This is a genomic window from Curtobacterium sp. MCPF17_051 (assembly GCF_003234595.1).
Lineage (GTDB): Bacteria > Actinomycetota > Actinomycetes > Actinomycetales > Microbacteriaceae > Curtobacterium > Curtobacterium flaccumfaciens.
This window is the reverse complement of record NZ_QKSE01000009.1, coordinates 23,923-36,694: the sequence shown is the minus strand read 5'-3', so window position 1 is coordinate 36,694 and position 12,772 is coordinate 23,923. Positions and strand designations below refer to the sequence as shown.

Annotated in this window: 13 protein-coding genes; 3 read left to right on the top strand and 10 right to left on the bottom strand. The window is 68.3% G+C overall.

Annotation, left to right across the window (positions count from 1 at the left end):
- Positions 1 to 296 precede the first annotated feature (296 nt).
- Positions 297 to 1,385 carry a replication initiator gene (locus tag DEJ35_RS17660; protein ID WP_309147148.1) on the bottom strand — a complete coding sequence of 363 codons (1,089 nt, stop codon included), beginning with the start codon at positions 1,383 to 1,385 and terminating at the stop codon, positions 297 to 299.
- A gap of 92 nt (positions 1,386 to 1,477) precedes the next feature.
- Between DEJ35_RS17660 and DEJ35_RS08485 the strand changes: the two genes are divergently transcribed.
- Entirely contained in the window at positions 1,478 to 1,861 is a 384-nt protein-coding gene (locus tag DEJ35_RS08485) for a hypothetical protein (RefSeq protein ID WP_111192566.1), read from the top strand.
- Here DEJ35_RS08485 and DEJ35_RS08480 read toward each other — a convergent pair.
- From DEJ35_RS08480 to DEJ35_RS08470, 3 genes are read right to left on the bottom strand one after another with little or no spacing between them, the layout of a single operon-like run.
- Positions 1,858 to 3,246, bottom strand: coding sequence for a recombinase family protein (locus tag DEJ35_RS08480; RefSeq protein WP_111192565.1), 1,389 nt, complete (start codon positions 3,244 to 3,246; stop codon positions 1,858 to 1,860). The two genes, DEJ35_RS08485 and DEJ35_RS08480, sit on opposite strands and share 4 nt — an antisense overlap.
- 25 nt (positions 3,247 to 3,271) lie before the next feature.
- A complete protein-coding gene (gene ychF, locus DEJ35_RS08475; protein WP_111192564.1) occupies positions 3,272 to 4,342 on the bottom strand; it encodes a redox-regulated ATPase YchF in 1,071 nt (356 codons plus the stop codon).
- 59 nt (positions 4,343 to 4,401) lie between these two features.
- Complete coding sequence (locus DEJ35_RS08470) at positions 4,402 to 4,971, bottom strand: hypothetical protein (protein ID WP_111192563.1); 570 nt, start codon at positions 4,969 to 4,971, stop codon at positions 4,402 to 4,404.
- 44 nt (positions 4,972 to 5,015) lie between these two features.
- On the opposite strand from DEJ35_RS08470, the gene DEJ35_RS08465 reads away from it, so the two are divergent.
- On the top strand, positions 5,016 to 5,681 hold the full coding sequence (locus tag DEJ35_RS08465) for an exonuclease domain-containing protein (RefSeq protein ID WP_181420073.1): 666 nt from the start codon (positions 5,016 to 5,018) through the stop codon (positions 5,679 to 5,681).
- 173 nt (positions 5,682 to 5,854) lie between these two features.
- Positions 5,855 to 6,613, top strand: a complete 759-nt coding sequence (locus DEJ35_RS08460) for a GntR family transcriptional regulator (RefSeq protein WP_027464530.1) — start codon at positions 5,855 to 5,857, stop codon at positions 6,611 to 6,613.
- Positions 6,614 to 6,833: 220 nt separating this feature from the next.
- On the opposite strand, the gene DEJ35_RS08455 is transcribed toward DEJ35_RS08460, so the two are convergent.
- From DEJ35_RS08455 to DEJ35_RS08430, 6 genes are all read right to left on the bottom strand, one after another.
- Entirely contained in the window at positions 6,834 to 7,241 is a 408-nt protein-coding gene (locus DEJ35_RS08455) for a tautomerase family protein (protein WP_110860663.1), read from the bottom strand.
- 61 nt (positions 7,242 to 7,302) lie between these two features.
- Positions 7,303 to 8,496, bottom strand: a complete 1,194-nt coding sequence (locus tag DEJ35_RS08450) for a Gfo/Idh/MocA family protein (protein ID WP_111123392.1) — start codon at positions 8,494 to 8,496, stop codon at positions 7,303 to 7,305.
- 206 nt (positions 8,497 to 8,702) lie between these two features.
- Positions 8,703 to 9,815: a transaldolase family protein gene (locus tag DEJ35_RS08445; RefSeq protein ID WP_110860667.1), complete on the bottom strand. Its 1,113-nt coding sequence runs from the start codon at positions 9,813 to 9,815 to the stop codon at positions 8,703 to 8,705.
- Positions 9,812 to 10,681: a sugar phosphate isomerase/epimerase family protein gene (locus DEJ35_RS08440; RefSeq protein ID WP_110860669.1), complete on the bottom strand. Its 870-nt coding sequence runs from the start codon at positions 10,679 to 10,681 to the stop codon at positions 9,812 to 9,814. The genes DEJ35_RS08445 and DEJ35_RS08440 overlap by 4 nt, the downstream gene beginning before the upstream one ends.
- Positions 10,682 to 10,684: 3 nt before the next feature.
- On the bottom strand, positions 10,685 to 11,752 hold the full coding sequence (locus DEJ35_RS08435) for a Gfo/Idh/MocA family protein (RefSeq protein ID WP_110860671.1): 1,068 nt from the start codon (positions 11,750 to 11,752) through the stop codon (positions 10,685 to 10,687).
- A 44-nt stretch (positions 11,753 to 11,796) separates the two neighbouring features.
- Positions 11,797 to 12,750 (bottom strand): sugar phosphate isomerase/epimerase, encoded by a 954-nt coding sequence (locus DEJ35_RS08430; protein WP_110860673.1) that lies wholly within the window; start codon positions 12,748 to 12,750, stop codon positions 11,797 to 11,799.
- Positions 12,751 to 12,772: the final 22 nt, after the last annotated feature.

Below are 12,772 nucleotides of genomic sequence, written 5' to 3'. Positions count from 1 at the left end.
TCGGCAACGGCTTGAGAACCGTAGTCGTGTTCCCTCTGATTTCTCGAGGTCCGTCGGCAGTCCTGGCGCGGCGGGGCTTCCGCAGCCCCCCGGCACCCCCTGCGCCAGCGCACCGGCGCTGGACCCGGCCCCGCAGCTGGAGGCACGTCAGTCGCGGTTGAGTTACGTTTGGCCTCGTCAGCAGACTTCGGTTCGGTCGGTTTCGCCTCGCTTCGTTGAGATTTTCTATTCCAACTTGAAGAGGCGCTCCGCGCCTGCCCGCGGCCGAGTGCTCCCGTCTTCGTCGCTCCGCTTCGCTACGCTCCGGCGACGTGCGCATCGGACTCGCGGATTGAGGAACCGAACGCTGCATCGAAGGATGCCTCTGCCCAGGCCGCCCGTTCTTCCTTTTCCGCTTGCTTCCTCGCCCACTCGCGCCGACTGTCCCGCTGCTTCGTCCTGTTCAACCCGTCGAAGGCCCAGCCTCTGGACGCCCAGACCTGCTTCTGGCGCAAGCCATAGCGTTCATGCACCTTCGAGGGACAGATAGCCCTGTCAGGACGATACGGAAGTCCACCCGGTATGACCACGCCGTAGCCTGGCTCGCACGGCTCGCCCAACTTGTTCACACGTCCGCATGGCATCAGCACAGCCGCACGGTCCATCCGGTCGGCGTGGGCTCGTCGTTCTTCGCTCTGCCCATCGTGCTCCCTGCCCCAGTCCTTCGCCGCGTACTGCAAAACTTTGCTGATGTATCCCGTTGTCGAGAGACTTCCCTGCGCCGTGTCGTGGGAGCTGATGAGGTGCCCTTCCGCCTGTTCTCCCCACGCCACGAATGTCCCGTCGACGGGGCTTGTGGAGGTCACAGAACGGAGCGTCGCGGCAATGTTTGTGAAGACGTCACCGTCTGCGAGCGGAACGCGCACGACCAAGTGCAGGTGGAGGGCGAGTCGTGCCTGCCACTCCAAGACGCCCACGAACTCCGCGTTGGGGTAGTTGCGCTTCATGCGCTGCCGAGTTGCATTGAACAGGTAGCCAACGTCGCGGTTGAACCGGACGGACCCCGCGTAGTCGTATCCGTGGGGCTGGAGTGGTACGCCTGCAAGCTGTTGGTGCTGATAGCGATGGGTCGTGCCACATCCACAACCACTTCTGGCGCTCTCCGGGTGTTTCGGCACACGGTGGACACGTCCGAAGCTGGGCGCGGTCAGCGTCACCAGACCCCAGAGATAGCCCGTTGCTGGCCCTGTGCGTTCAGTCCCCGGGGGGAAGATGCCCGCACGCATGATGGCCAGCCAGTCGTTGCGGTAGACGGCCGAGCAGTGCTTGCAAACGGCAACGAACCTACTGCCGCAGTTCACGGGCAGGCCGGAGGCTTGGTCAAGGAGCGGTCGCGAGCATGGCACGCACCTCCCAGATGCGGCGCTTTCCCGGACTTCGACTTTTTCGCCGCATGTGGCAGTCCTGTCCCGTTCCCACAACTGCCCAGGAGGCAAACATGGACAACAGACAGCGTGAGCCAGAGGTTCAGCTGCGCTTCCCGACGACGGCTTACGGCCTCCCTTGGCTCGCCAAGCAGTACCGCGACTGCCTGGAAAGTCTGCACGACGACCTCGACTTGTTGGTGACGTCCGCGGAGTTGGAGGACCAAACCCTTCACGCACTCATCTCAACGCTCGCACGTGTCGAGCGGCTCATTGACGCGCCCGGCAACGACGATGAGCCACGACTTCGTTCAGTCGTCGAGGACCTCCGATGGGAGGCCCTCCAGCATCATCCGGAGGCCGTCGACACGAAGCCGGAGCAAGCGCATCTCTCTGCGACCTCATGGCGGGCCTACTCGGCTCTCGTGTACCTGGCACTCATCGTGCGGGCGTCCTAGTCCTGCTTCCACTCGAAGCGGATACTGAAGGGGTCGAAGACGCTACGCTGCTTCGGCCCCTTTCTGCCCGTCTTCAGAAGTACGACGTCACACAACAGACGGACGATGGCCTGCTTCGTTTCGACGCTAGCGTTGTCCCATCGCTCAACCGGGTCCGTTCCGAGAAGAATAGACGCCGCGGTCGGCGCGAGGAGCGCATTCTGCTCGCCATGAAGCTTCTGAAGGTCCGCCTTCGCTCGTTCATCGAGTGAACGGTGGACGGCTGGGTCCATGCGCTCCTCGTATACGTCGTCGAGCCACTTCCGGCGACGGGCCGAAAGTGCCGCAATCTGCTCTCTAACCTTCGTGAGCTGGGGCTTCACATCGGGGCGGTCAGCGAGTGCTTCCAGCACATCCGGACGACTCAGCCGCTCTCGCATCACGAACTCGACAGCCTCGTCAATCTTGGCGCGCGTTCTACTGACATGCCCTCTGCAGTAGTAGACCGTCCCTGTCTGCGTCATTGGACGGCGGCACTCCACCCCGCTCTCGTCCTCTCCACCGCAGAGATAGAGGCCGGCTCCGAGGTGCCGCTTTGCCGTGCCTGTATGAGTCAGGCGCGTCGGGTCCGCTAGCACCGCCTGAACCGCGTCGTAGACGTCCTCATCGACCAGCGCCTCCCACGTAGTCGCGACATCGATTGGCTCCCCGCGATATGCGGTACGGCCTGCGTACCGCGGGTTTGAGAGTATTCCTCGGATGGTACTTGGGCTCCACGGTCCGCCCCGCCGACTCGGTATCCCGTCGCGGTCGAGTTCGCGGCTTATCGAACGGAGGGTCAACCCGGCGGAGAACAGGTCAAACATCCGCATGACCTGCGCAGCCTCGTCCCGGCGAACCGTCACTCCGTCATTCTCGAAGCCATACAGTCGTTTCCCCGAAGGAGGTTTGCCGTTGTGAGCGCGGGCTCGGTTCGCGTCCCGCTGCCGCCGGGCCTTGCCAGCCGTCTCTTGCGCGGAAACAGCCGCCTTCATTCGAGCAAAGAACTGCCCGTTGTCGTGAGAAAGCTCGTAGTCACCGTTCGACGAGGCGATGTGCAGCGGCCGGTTTTCGTCCGTTGCTTCGAGAATCCACTGTTCGAGTTCGGTCCCTTGGCGGGTGAATCGGTCGAGGTCATAGACAACGACCTTCTCGAAATGTCCTGCCGTCCAATCCGCACGCATGCGCTCGTAGTCAGGACGGACGACCTTGCGCTTGGACGCGCTCGCCTCGTCCTTGTAGACGGCGACGACTTCCCAGTTGCGCTTCGCAGCGATGTCCCTGCAGAGCGGTTCTTGCCGCTCCCAGGCCTCGTGCTCTCCTTTCGCATCGCGGGAGATGCGGAGGTAGATGGCTGCCTTTTCCACGTCAGAAGGCTAGCCGACGTCATGTCTAGGAGTGACGGAACTCCACCACGTCGCCGTCCTGCATGACGTAGTCCTTGCCCTCGATGCGGGCCTTGCCGGCAGCGCGGGCCTCGGCGATCGAGCCGGTCGCGACCAGGTCGTCGAACGAGATGACCTCGGCCTTGATGAAGCCCTTCTCGAAGTCGGTGTGGATGACGCCGGCAGCCTGGGGAGCCTTCCACCCCTTGCCGATCGTCCACGCACGGGCTTCCTTCGGACCGGCCGTCAGGTAGGTCTGCAGCCCGAGGGTGTCGAACCCGATTCGGGCGAGCTGGTCGAGGCCCGACTCGGTCTGACCGGTCGACTCGAGCAGTTCGGCGGCGTCGGCCGGGTCGAGGTCGATGAGCTCCGACTCGACCTGGGCGTCGAGGAACACGGCCTGCGCCGGGGCGACGAGCGCGGCCAGTTCGGCCTTGCGGGACTCGTCGGTCAGGATCGCCTCGTCGACGTTGAACACGAAGATGAAGGGCTTGGCACTGAGCAGGCCGAGCTCGGCGATCGGCGACAGGTCGATCTTGGTGGCGGACAGCAGCGTGCCCTGCTCGAGCGCGGCACGGGCCTCGCGAGCGGTCTCGAGCACGATCGGCTCGGCCTGCTTGAGCTTGAGCATCTTCTCGTACCGCGGGAGCGCCTTGTCGATGGTCTCCATGTCGGCGAGGATCAGCTCGGTGTTGATGACCTCGAGGTCGTCCTTCGGGGAGACCTTGTTCGCGACGTGCACGACGTCGTCGTCGGTGAAGCCGCGGACGACCTGCGCGATGGCGTCGGCTTCGCGGATGTTGGCGAGGAACTTGTTGCCCAGGCCTTCGCCCTCGCTCGCGCCCTTGACGATGCCCGCGATGTCGACGAACGACACCGGCGCCGGAACGGTCTTCTCCGAGTGGAAGAGCTCGGCGAGCTGGTCGAGCCGCGAATCGGGCAGGTTCACCACCCCGACGTTCGGCTCGATCGTCGCGAACGGGTAGTTCGCGGCGAGGACCTGGTTCTTGGTCAGGGCGTTGAACAGGGTCGACTTGCCGACGTTCGGGAGACCGACGATTCCGATGGTGAGAGCCACGGGAGCACAGCCTACCGGCGGCGGCCTGTCGGAGCCGACCCGGGCCTCCAGTCCGTCCGTCAGACCAGGGGACGCGACCCGCCCGTCCGGGGCCGCAGGGTCGTGACGCGCCGCTCGACGACGTCGAAGACGTCGGCCTGCAGCCGCTGCGAGCGCCGCCAGTCGCCGGCCACCTGGAGCGAGTGGTCGGCACGGTCGACGGTCTGGAGGCACGCAGCAGTCCCCGAGACCCGCTCGGGGCGCCACATGGTGTCGTCGCCACCCCCGATCGCGACGTGCACGTCGGTCGCGGCGGCGAGTGCTGCCACGACGTCATCGTGGGTGAGGACCGGCGTCAGCCAGACGCCGGGCACCTCGTGGCGGATCGCCCACGGCAGGGCGAAGCAGCCGAACGACTTCGCGACGACGAGGTCGGGCAGCCGGTCCGCCAGCGCCGCGGCGACAGCGGTCTCGACGAACCCGACCGGATCGGCACCGGCAGCGTCGTCGACGTGCCATCGTGGCGCAACGACCTCGCAGCCCGCCGCGGCGGCGATCTCGCTCGTCCACCAGAGCAGCGGCGCCTGCTGCCCGTAGCCGGCACCGGCGAGCACCAGGACGAGCGGACGTCGGTCGGCCTCGTTCCCCATGTGGCGAGGGTAGCCACACGCAACGCCGACGGGAACGGAGGGCGATGTCGGCACCCCGTGCGACGATCGGGACCGTGCCGTTGAACTTCACCGCGATCGACTTCGAGACCGCCAACAGCTCGCCCGCCAGCGCCTGCTCCGTCGGGCTCGTGAAGGTCCGAGCCGGCCGGGTCGTCGATCGGGCGTCGTGGTTCATCCGCCCGCCGTTCGGGCACGACGCGTTCCTGGAGTGGAACACGCGGATCCACGGCATCGTCGCCGAGGACGTCACGCACGCCAAGACGTGGGAGCAGCAGTACCCCGACCTGGTGGCCTTCGCCGAGGGCGACGTCCTGGTGGCGCACAACGCCCGCTTCGACATGGGCGTCATCGCCGGTGGGTGCTCCGCGACGGGGATCGACCTGGCCGAGCACCACTCGCTGTGCTCCCTGGCGGTCGCCCGCAAGACCTACACGCTCGACTCGTACCGCCTGCCGGTCGCCGCGATGGCGGCCGGGTTCGAGGGGTTCCAGCACCACGACGCCGCCGCCGACGCCGAGGCCTGCGCCGCGATCGTCGTGCACGCCGCCGGGCACCACGGCGTCGAGACGGTCGAGGCGCTCGGCGCGGTGACCCGGGTGACGATCGCCCCGGTCCGCGCGCGCGCCGAGAAGCCGAAGGGCGCGAACCAGCCGCGGCTGTCGAACCGACCGATGGTGTTCGCCGACTGACGGTCTGCGCTGACTGACGGTGTTCGCCGACTGACGGTCTGCGCTGACTGACGGTGTTCGCCGACTGACGCAACGCCCGCTGCGCGCGGCCGGGGCGCCACATCCCCGGTGGTATTGTCACGACAATGCCGTCGGCACCGACGCCGGCATCTCCGCACGTGTGAAGGACCGCGATGACCAACGAAGGCCAGCTGCCGTCCGACCTGTTCATGGACCTGGACCGGTCGGGTCCCATGCCCCTCTACTTCCAGGTCGCCTCGCGCATCGAGGAGTCGATCCGCTCCGGCGCGATGCCACCAGGGGCCCGGCTCGAGAACGAGATCGCCCTCGGTGAGCGTCTCGGTCTGTCGCGGCCGACGATCCGTCGCGCGATCCAGGACCTCGTCGACAAGGGTCTGCTGGTGCGCCGCCGCGGCATCGGGACCCAGGTCGTGCACGGGCCGGTGACCCGCAAGGTCGAGTTGACGAGCCTGTACGACGACCTGGCGCAGGGTTCGCAGGCTCCGGCGACGAAGCTCCTGCAGCGCAACGACGTCCCCGCGTCCGACGAGGTCGCCGCGGCACTGAGCATCGAGCCCGGCACGACCGTCGCGCACATCCGGCGGGTGCGGTTCGCCGAGGACGTCCCGATGGCGATCCTCGAGAACTACCTGCCGCCGGAGTTCCTCGACCTGACCGACGAGGACCTGCAGGCGTACGGGCTGTACCAGCTGCTGCGCGGCCGAGGTGTCACGATGCGGGTGGCGAAGCAACGGATCGGGGCCCGTGCGGTCACCGACGAAGAGGCCGGCCTGCTCGAGATCGAGGACGGCGACCCGGTGCTCACGATGAGCCGCACCGCGTACGACGCCTCGGGCCGTGCGGTCGAGTACGGCGTGCACTGCTACCGCCCGGACCGGTACTCGTTCGAGGTCACGCTCGTCGACAAGTAGGCCGACCGGTCACTCGGCCGAGCGGTCACGTTCTGTCGCCCGGGGCTGCTCGGCGAGGGGTCACGACACACTGTCGGCGGTGTGCCGAGTGGTCACGAACTGTCGCCCGGAGGCCCGGCAACCGACAGTTCGTGACCACTCGGCGGAACTGAGCGGGGTGTCGTGACCAACCCGCACCACCCCGCACCCGCACCCGCACCGCGCCCACGCCCGCACCACCTCAACCGAGCGCGGGCACCCCGAGCTCGCCCGTGACGTACTGGGCACGGCCGAAGCCGAACGACCAGTCCTGCGGCCCGTTCTCGACGTAGCCGATGAAGACGTCCTCGGACGCGACACCGATCGCCGCGAGGGCGTCGTGGATCGCCAGGTACAGCGCGGCCTTCGCCTCGTCGGTCCGCCCGCGCTGCGTGAACACCTGGATGACGATGACGCCCTCGGTGCGCTCGAACCCCAGCCCGGCGTCCTCGGCGATGATCTGCTGCGCGGGGTGCTCGGTGATCACCTGGAACCGGTCCCGCACCGGGATCCCGTACACGTCGACGATGGCCTGGTGGATGGCGTCGGCGATGCCACGGACGGCCTCCGGCGTGCGGCCGGTGGCGAGGTCGATACGGACGAGCGGCATGGTGCCTCCTGGTTGCTCGGACTTTGTCCTTACATACTAACAAGCAAGGACGGCCAGGTGTCTAGAACCTCGGCGTCGGCGCCCCGTACGTCAGCGGCCCGTCGACACGAGCGACGTCGTGCCACGAGCCGTCGACCAGCGAGGCCTCCGCGGCCTCGACGATCGACGCGGCAGCCAGCCCGTCGGCGACCGAGGGCGCGAGCTGTTCCCCGCGCTGCACGCTCGCGATGAACTGCGCCGCCTCGATCGTCTTCAGGTCGTCGTAGCCCATCGCGGTGCCGGCGCCCGGCTGGAACCGGGCGAACTCGCCGTCCCCGGGAGCGACGTAGTGCGTCGCGTACCCGTCGGCCTCTTGGCCGTCCAGGTACACCTCGAGCTCGTTGAGGCGCTGGAAGTCCCACCGGACCGAACCGCGGGTGCCGTAGATCTCGAGCGTGTACTCGGCGTGCGGCCCACGCATGACGCGACTCGAGTCCATCGTGCCGACCGCACCGTCCTCGAACCGGAACAGCAGCGCGGCGTAGTCCTCGTTCTCGACGGCACCGAGCTCACCGGTCGCAGCGGCACTGCGGTCGACGATGCCGGCAGCCGGGCGGGGCCGCGACTCGATGAACGTCTCGGCGAGCGCACTGACCGAGGCGATCCGCCCGACCACGTACTGCGCCAGGTCGAGTCCGTGCGACAGCAGGTCGCCGAGGACACCCGATCCGGCGCGCTCACGCTCGAAGCGCCAGGTCAGCGGGGCCGCCGGGTCGGACGAGTAGTCGGCGAGCAACGATCCGCGCACGTTCGTGATCCGGCCGAGCCGCCCGTTGCGGACGAGTTCCCGGGCGCGCTCGATGGCCGGGGCGTGCCGGTAGTTGAAGCCGACGCTCGTGATGACGCCGGCGCGCTGCACCGCTTGGTGGATGGAGCGCGAGTCGCTGGCGTACCGCCCCATCGGCTTCTCGATCCAGAACGGCTTGCCCGCCTCGGCCGCGGCGACGGCCATCTCGCGGTGCAGGAAGTTCGGCGAACAGATCGACACGACCTCGACCGCCGGGTCGGCGAGGACCTCGTGGTAGTCGGCGACGGCACGCTCGTACCCGAGCCGCGTCACCGCCTGGTCGCGTGCCGCCTCGATCGGGTCGGCCGCGACGACGAGCCGCGGCTGAACGCCGAGCTCCGGGAAGTGGTCCGGCAACGCTCGGTAGGCACGCGAGTGCAACCGCCCCATCCAGCCGACCGAGATCAGCCCGACGCCGATGCTGTCCATGGAGAACTCCTTCGTTCAGGTGACGCGCATTGGAGCGCGACAACGAGCGTAGCCGATGCGGCCGACTTTGTCAGCACATGAAGCAACCGCCTGGAGGCCCGGTGCCGGTCTCGGGGACCGGCACCGGGCCTCCAGGCTGGTGCGTCAGCGCGCGGGGCGCGACCCGTCATTCCGACCGCGGATCGCGCCGCGCATCAGGTCCCGTCTCAGACAGCGGGGACGATGATGTCGCGGACCAGTGCGTCGAGCTTCGCGTCGGCGTCCAGGAACTGCCGGAGCGTCGTCACGGTCGCACCGAAGCGGTCGAACTCGTCGATCGTCATGCCGTCCACGTCGTAGCCGCGGGCGAACTCCGGCGTCGCGGCCCGGAGCGCCTCGATGACGTGCACGGGGACCTCGTCGTCGATGGCGTGCGGACGGAACGGGAACGCGTTGTCGTTGATGTCCTTCGTCCACTGGAACGGCGGCGACACGACCAGGTCGCCGCCCTGGAACTCCGACCACTGCAGTGCGTTGCGGAACGCGGCGACCAGCACCCGCGAGCGGAACCCACGCTCCTGGAAGACGCGGTAGGCGTTCTTCACCGCGGCGACACCGGCCCACTCGAGGATGCCCGGGTCCACCATCACGTGGTCGCGCTTGACGACGGTCTTCAGCCAGTCGTCGAAGCGGCCGGCCATCAGGGTGACGACGTGGCCGAACTCCTGCTCCGGCAGGCCCTCGGCAGCACGGCGGTCGAGTGCCCGCTCGATGGCCTCGCCCACGGCGACGACCTGCGGCACGGTGAAGGACACCGTGGCGTTGATCGAGACCCCGCGGTAGGCGGCTTCCTCGATCGCGGCGATGCCGACCTTGGTGGCGGGGATCTTCACGATGATGTTCGGCGCGAGCTGCGAGAACCGGACGGCCTGCTCGACGAGCGCGTCGGCGTCGCGGTGGAACCGGGGGTCGGTCTGCATGGAAAGTCGACCGTTCCGTCCGCCGGACGCCTCGAACGCGGGCAGCAGCTGCGCCGCGGCGGCGATGGAGAGCGCCTCGACGGCCTTCCAGCCGATCCAGGACTCCCCCGCCGTCGGGTGCTCCTCGGCGATCTCGCGGATGCGCGGGACCCAGGTCTCCGGGTCCTGCTGGATGCAGGTGTACGCGATCACCGGGTTGCAGGTCGCACCGACGGCACCGTACTCGTGGATGGCGGTCGACAGTTCGCGCGGGTCGGCGGAGTCGTTCCACAGGGCGGTCGGGGTCTGCTCCGCGGCCTGCAGGGTGACGGGACGGGAGTCGGCGTCGGTGGACGCCTGCGTTTCGAGGGTGGTGGTCATCGGTAGAGCCCCTTCGTGATCGTGTCGAGCTGGAACCGCGACACCGCGTCGGCGTTCTCGTCCTCGGCGAAGACGCTCGAGACCGCGACGGTGTCCTCGCGCGCCGAGAAACCGACCCGGTCGAGCGCCGCCCAGAAGGCGTCGAAGTCGACGTCCGCCTGGCCGACCGGCAGGTGCTGGTGCACGCGGACCGGATTGCCGGGCGGGTTCGTGATGTAGCGCAGGCCGTGTGAGCGACGGTGGTCGTACGCGTCGGCGACGTGGACCAGCTGCAGCGAGTCCCCGGCAGCGTCGATGATCTCGTCCATGTTGCCGCCGTAGTGGAACGTGTGGCACGCGACGTAGACGAAGCCCACGTGCTTCGAGTTCAGGCCGCGGATCACCCGGAGCGCCTCGAGCCCGTCCTCGACGAAGTCGTCGGGGTGCGGGTCGATGAGCACGCGGATGCCGGCGTCCTCGATGATCGGCAGCAGTTCCTCCATCGACCGGTAGAACTGGTCCTCGGACTCCTCAGCGCGCTCGGGGCGGCCGGAGAACTCCGTGTTGATGGTGTCCACGCCGAGGCGCTTCGTGATCTCGATGACCCGCTTCCACTTCCGCACCGCAGCCTGTCGGGCGTCCTCGTCCGGGCCCGACCAGCGCAGCACCGGCAGCACGCTCGCCACCTGGACCCCGGCGTCACGGCAGGCCGCGGCGAACGCGTCGACCAGGTCGTCGTCGGCCTTGGGGTGCCGGTAGAAGGGGATGAAGTCCTTGTGCGGCGTGAGCTGCAGGTACTCGTAGCCGAGCTCCGCGACCTTGCGCGGGAACTCGAGCAGCGACAGGTCGTGGTGGAACGGGGTGGGGTCGAGCGCGATCTTCGGCATCGATCAGGCCCCGGCGAGCGCGGCCGGCGCAGTCGCGTCGCTCGTCTCGTCGTAGAACGCCGGCTTCGTGACCGCGTACTCGACCACTTCGTGCGCGCCGGACTGCTGGGCCCGGACGGCGACCTCGGCGACGACCGAGGCCGTGTAGCCGTCCCAGGCACTCGGCCCGTCGATGCCGCCGGTCCGGGCCGCGTCGACCCAGCGCTGCACCTCTTCGTCGTAGGCGGCGGCGAACCGCTCCTTGAACGAGGGCGTGACGCCCTGCGAGGTCGCCCCGGCTGCGGCGAGCGAGAGCGAGGTGTCGCGGCCGATGTAGGCGACACCGGACTCGAACACGGCGTCGGTGGTGACCTGGTAGCCGAACTGGGCGTTCACGTTGATCTCGACGATCGCCATGGTGCCGGACTCGGTGGTGAACAGGACGAACTGCGGCTCGGGCAGGTCGGCCGGCGCGAGGGAGTTCTTGCGCGGCTTCTTCACCTCGACGCTCGTGATCGCTTCGCCGGTCAGGAACGGGATGATGTCGATCTCGTGGATCACCGAGTCGTGGATGAGCATCGACTCGCTGAAGTTCGGCGGCGTCGTCGGGTTGCGGTGCGCGTGGTGCAGGGCGAGCAAAGCGCCGTTCGCCCCCGACTCGCGCAGGGCCTTGAGCTCCTGGTAGCCCGTGTCGAACCGGCGCATGAAGCCGACCTGGATGACGGGTCGGGCGGCGTGCTGCTGTTCGAGCTCCACGATGCGCAGCGAGTCCTCGGCGCTGGTCGTCAGCGGCTTCTCGCACAGGACGGTGAGCCCGCGCTCGAGCGCCGTCACCAGGATCGGCTCGTGCAGGAAGCCCGGCGTCGCGATGATGACGGCGTCGATCTCGGTCTGCTCGAGTGCCTCGTCGAAGGACGCGGCGGTGATCGCGCCGGGTGCCAGGGCCGCTGCCGCGGCGGCACGGGCCTGGTCGGGCTCGACGACGGCGACGACGTCGGCGTTCGAGATCTTGGCGGTGATGCGGCGGACGTGGTCCGCGCCCATCATGCCGGCGCCGACGACGGCGACGCGGAGGTTCTGCGTGGTGGTCATGGTGGTGTTCTCCTGGGGTTTGTTGACGCTGCGTGGACGGCGCGTCAGGAGGCGCGGGCGGCCGAGGTCGAGCCGAAGATGTGCTGGAAGGTGCGCTCGGCGATCGGGCCGGGGGCGTCGACGGAGCAGCCGTACATGTCCTGCTCGACGATGCCGAAGACGTCCGGGTTGATCGCGGCGACGGCCTCGATGATCGGGGCGAGTTCCGGGGTGCCGTGCGGCGGCTCGGTCATGATGCCCTGCGACACGGCGGTCGCGAACGGCACGTCGTTCTTGAGCACGTCGAACAGCAGGTCGGTGTCGACCTGCTTGAGGTGCAGGTAGCCGATGCGCTCCGGGTGGGCGGCGATGAGCTTGAGGTTGTCGCCGCCGTAGTAGGCGAAGTGGCCGGTGTCGAGGCAGAGGTTGGTGTACTCGGGGTTCGTGACCTCGAGGAACCGCACGGTCTCCTTGTAGGTGCCGACGTGGCTGTCCGCGTGGGTGTGGAACTGCTGGTGGACGCCGTACTCCTCGAGCAGCGCCTTGCCGAGCTGGTCGTGGCCCTTGCCGAGACGCTCCCACTGCTCGTCGGTGAGCGTGCGTGGCTCGAGCACCTCTTCGGTGGCGTCCGAGCGCCACAGGTCGGGGATCGTCACCAGGTGCTCGGCGCCGAGCTTCGCTGCCAGGCCCGCGACCGCGACGGCCTGGTCCCACGCACGCTGGAACTGGTCCTCGCCCTTGTGGAACCCGGTGAAGACCGTGCCCGCCGACAGCTTGAGCCCGCGGGACTCGAGCTCGTCGGACAGCTGGGACGGGTCGGTCGGCAGGTACCCGTACGGGCCGAGCTCGATCCACTCGTACCCGGCGGCGGACGCTTCGTCGAGGAAGCGCTGCCACGGCACCTGCTTCGGGTCGTCCGGGAACCAGACGCCCCACGAGTCCGGGGCGGTGCCGATGCGGATCGAGGCGGGCGCCGCGTCGGTCGCGGGGCTGCCGATGGGGGTGGCGGTGTCGGTCATGACGTCGCTGTCGCTTTCTGTC

Coding starts and splice junctions, on each gene's coding strand:
- DEJ35_RS08460 (WP_027464530.1), top strand. CDS start 5,855: ATGACCAACGAAGGCCAGCTGCCGTCCGACCTGTTCATGGACCTGGAC.
- DEJ35_RS08470 (WP_111192563.1), bottom strand. CDS start 4,971: ATGGGGAACGAGGCCGACCGACGTCCGCTCGTCCTGGTGCTCGCCGGT.
- DEJ35_RS08435 (WP_110860671.1), bottom strand. CDS start 11,752: ATGACCACCACGCAGAACCTCCGCGTCGCCGTCGTCGGCGCCGGCATG.
- DEJ35_RS08455 (WP_110860663.1), bottom strand. CDS start 7,241: ATGCCGCTCGTCCGTATCGACCTCGCCACCGGCCGCACGCCGGAGGCC.
- DEJ35_RS08450 (WP_111123392.1), bottom strand. CDS start 8,496: ATGGACAGCATCGGCGTCGGGCTGATCTCGGTCGGCTGGATGGGGCGG.
- DEJ35_RS08440 (WP_110860669.1), bottom strand. CDS start 10,681: ATGCCGAAGATCGCGCTCGACCCCACCCCGTTCCACCACGACCTGTCG.
- DEJ35_RS08465 (WP_181420073.1), top strand. CDS start 5,016: ATGTCGGCACCCCGTGCGACGATCGGGACCGTGCCGTTGAACTTCACC.
- DEJ35_RS08445 (WP_110860667.1), bottom strand. CDS start 9,815: ATGACCACCACCCTCGAAACGCAGGCGTCCACCGACGCCGACTCCCGT.
- DEJ35_RS08430 (WP_110860673.1), bottom strand. CDS start 12,750: ATGACCGACACCGCCACCCCCATCGGCAGCCCCGCGACCGACGCGGCG.
- DEJ35_RS08485 (WP_111192566.1), top strand. CDS start 1,478: ATGGACAACAGACAGCGTGAGCCAGAGGTTCAGCTGCGCTTCCCGACG.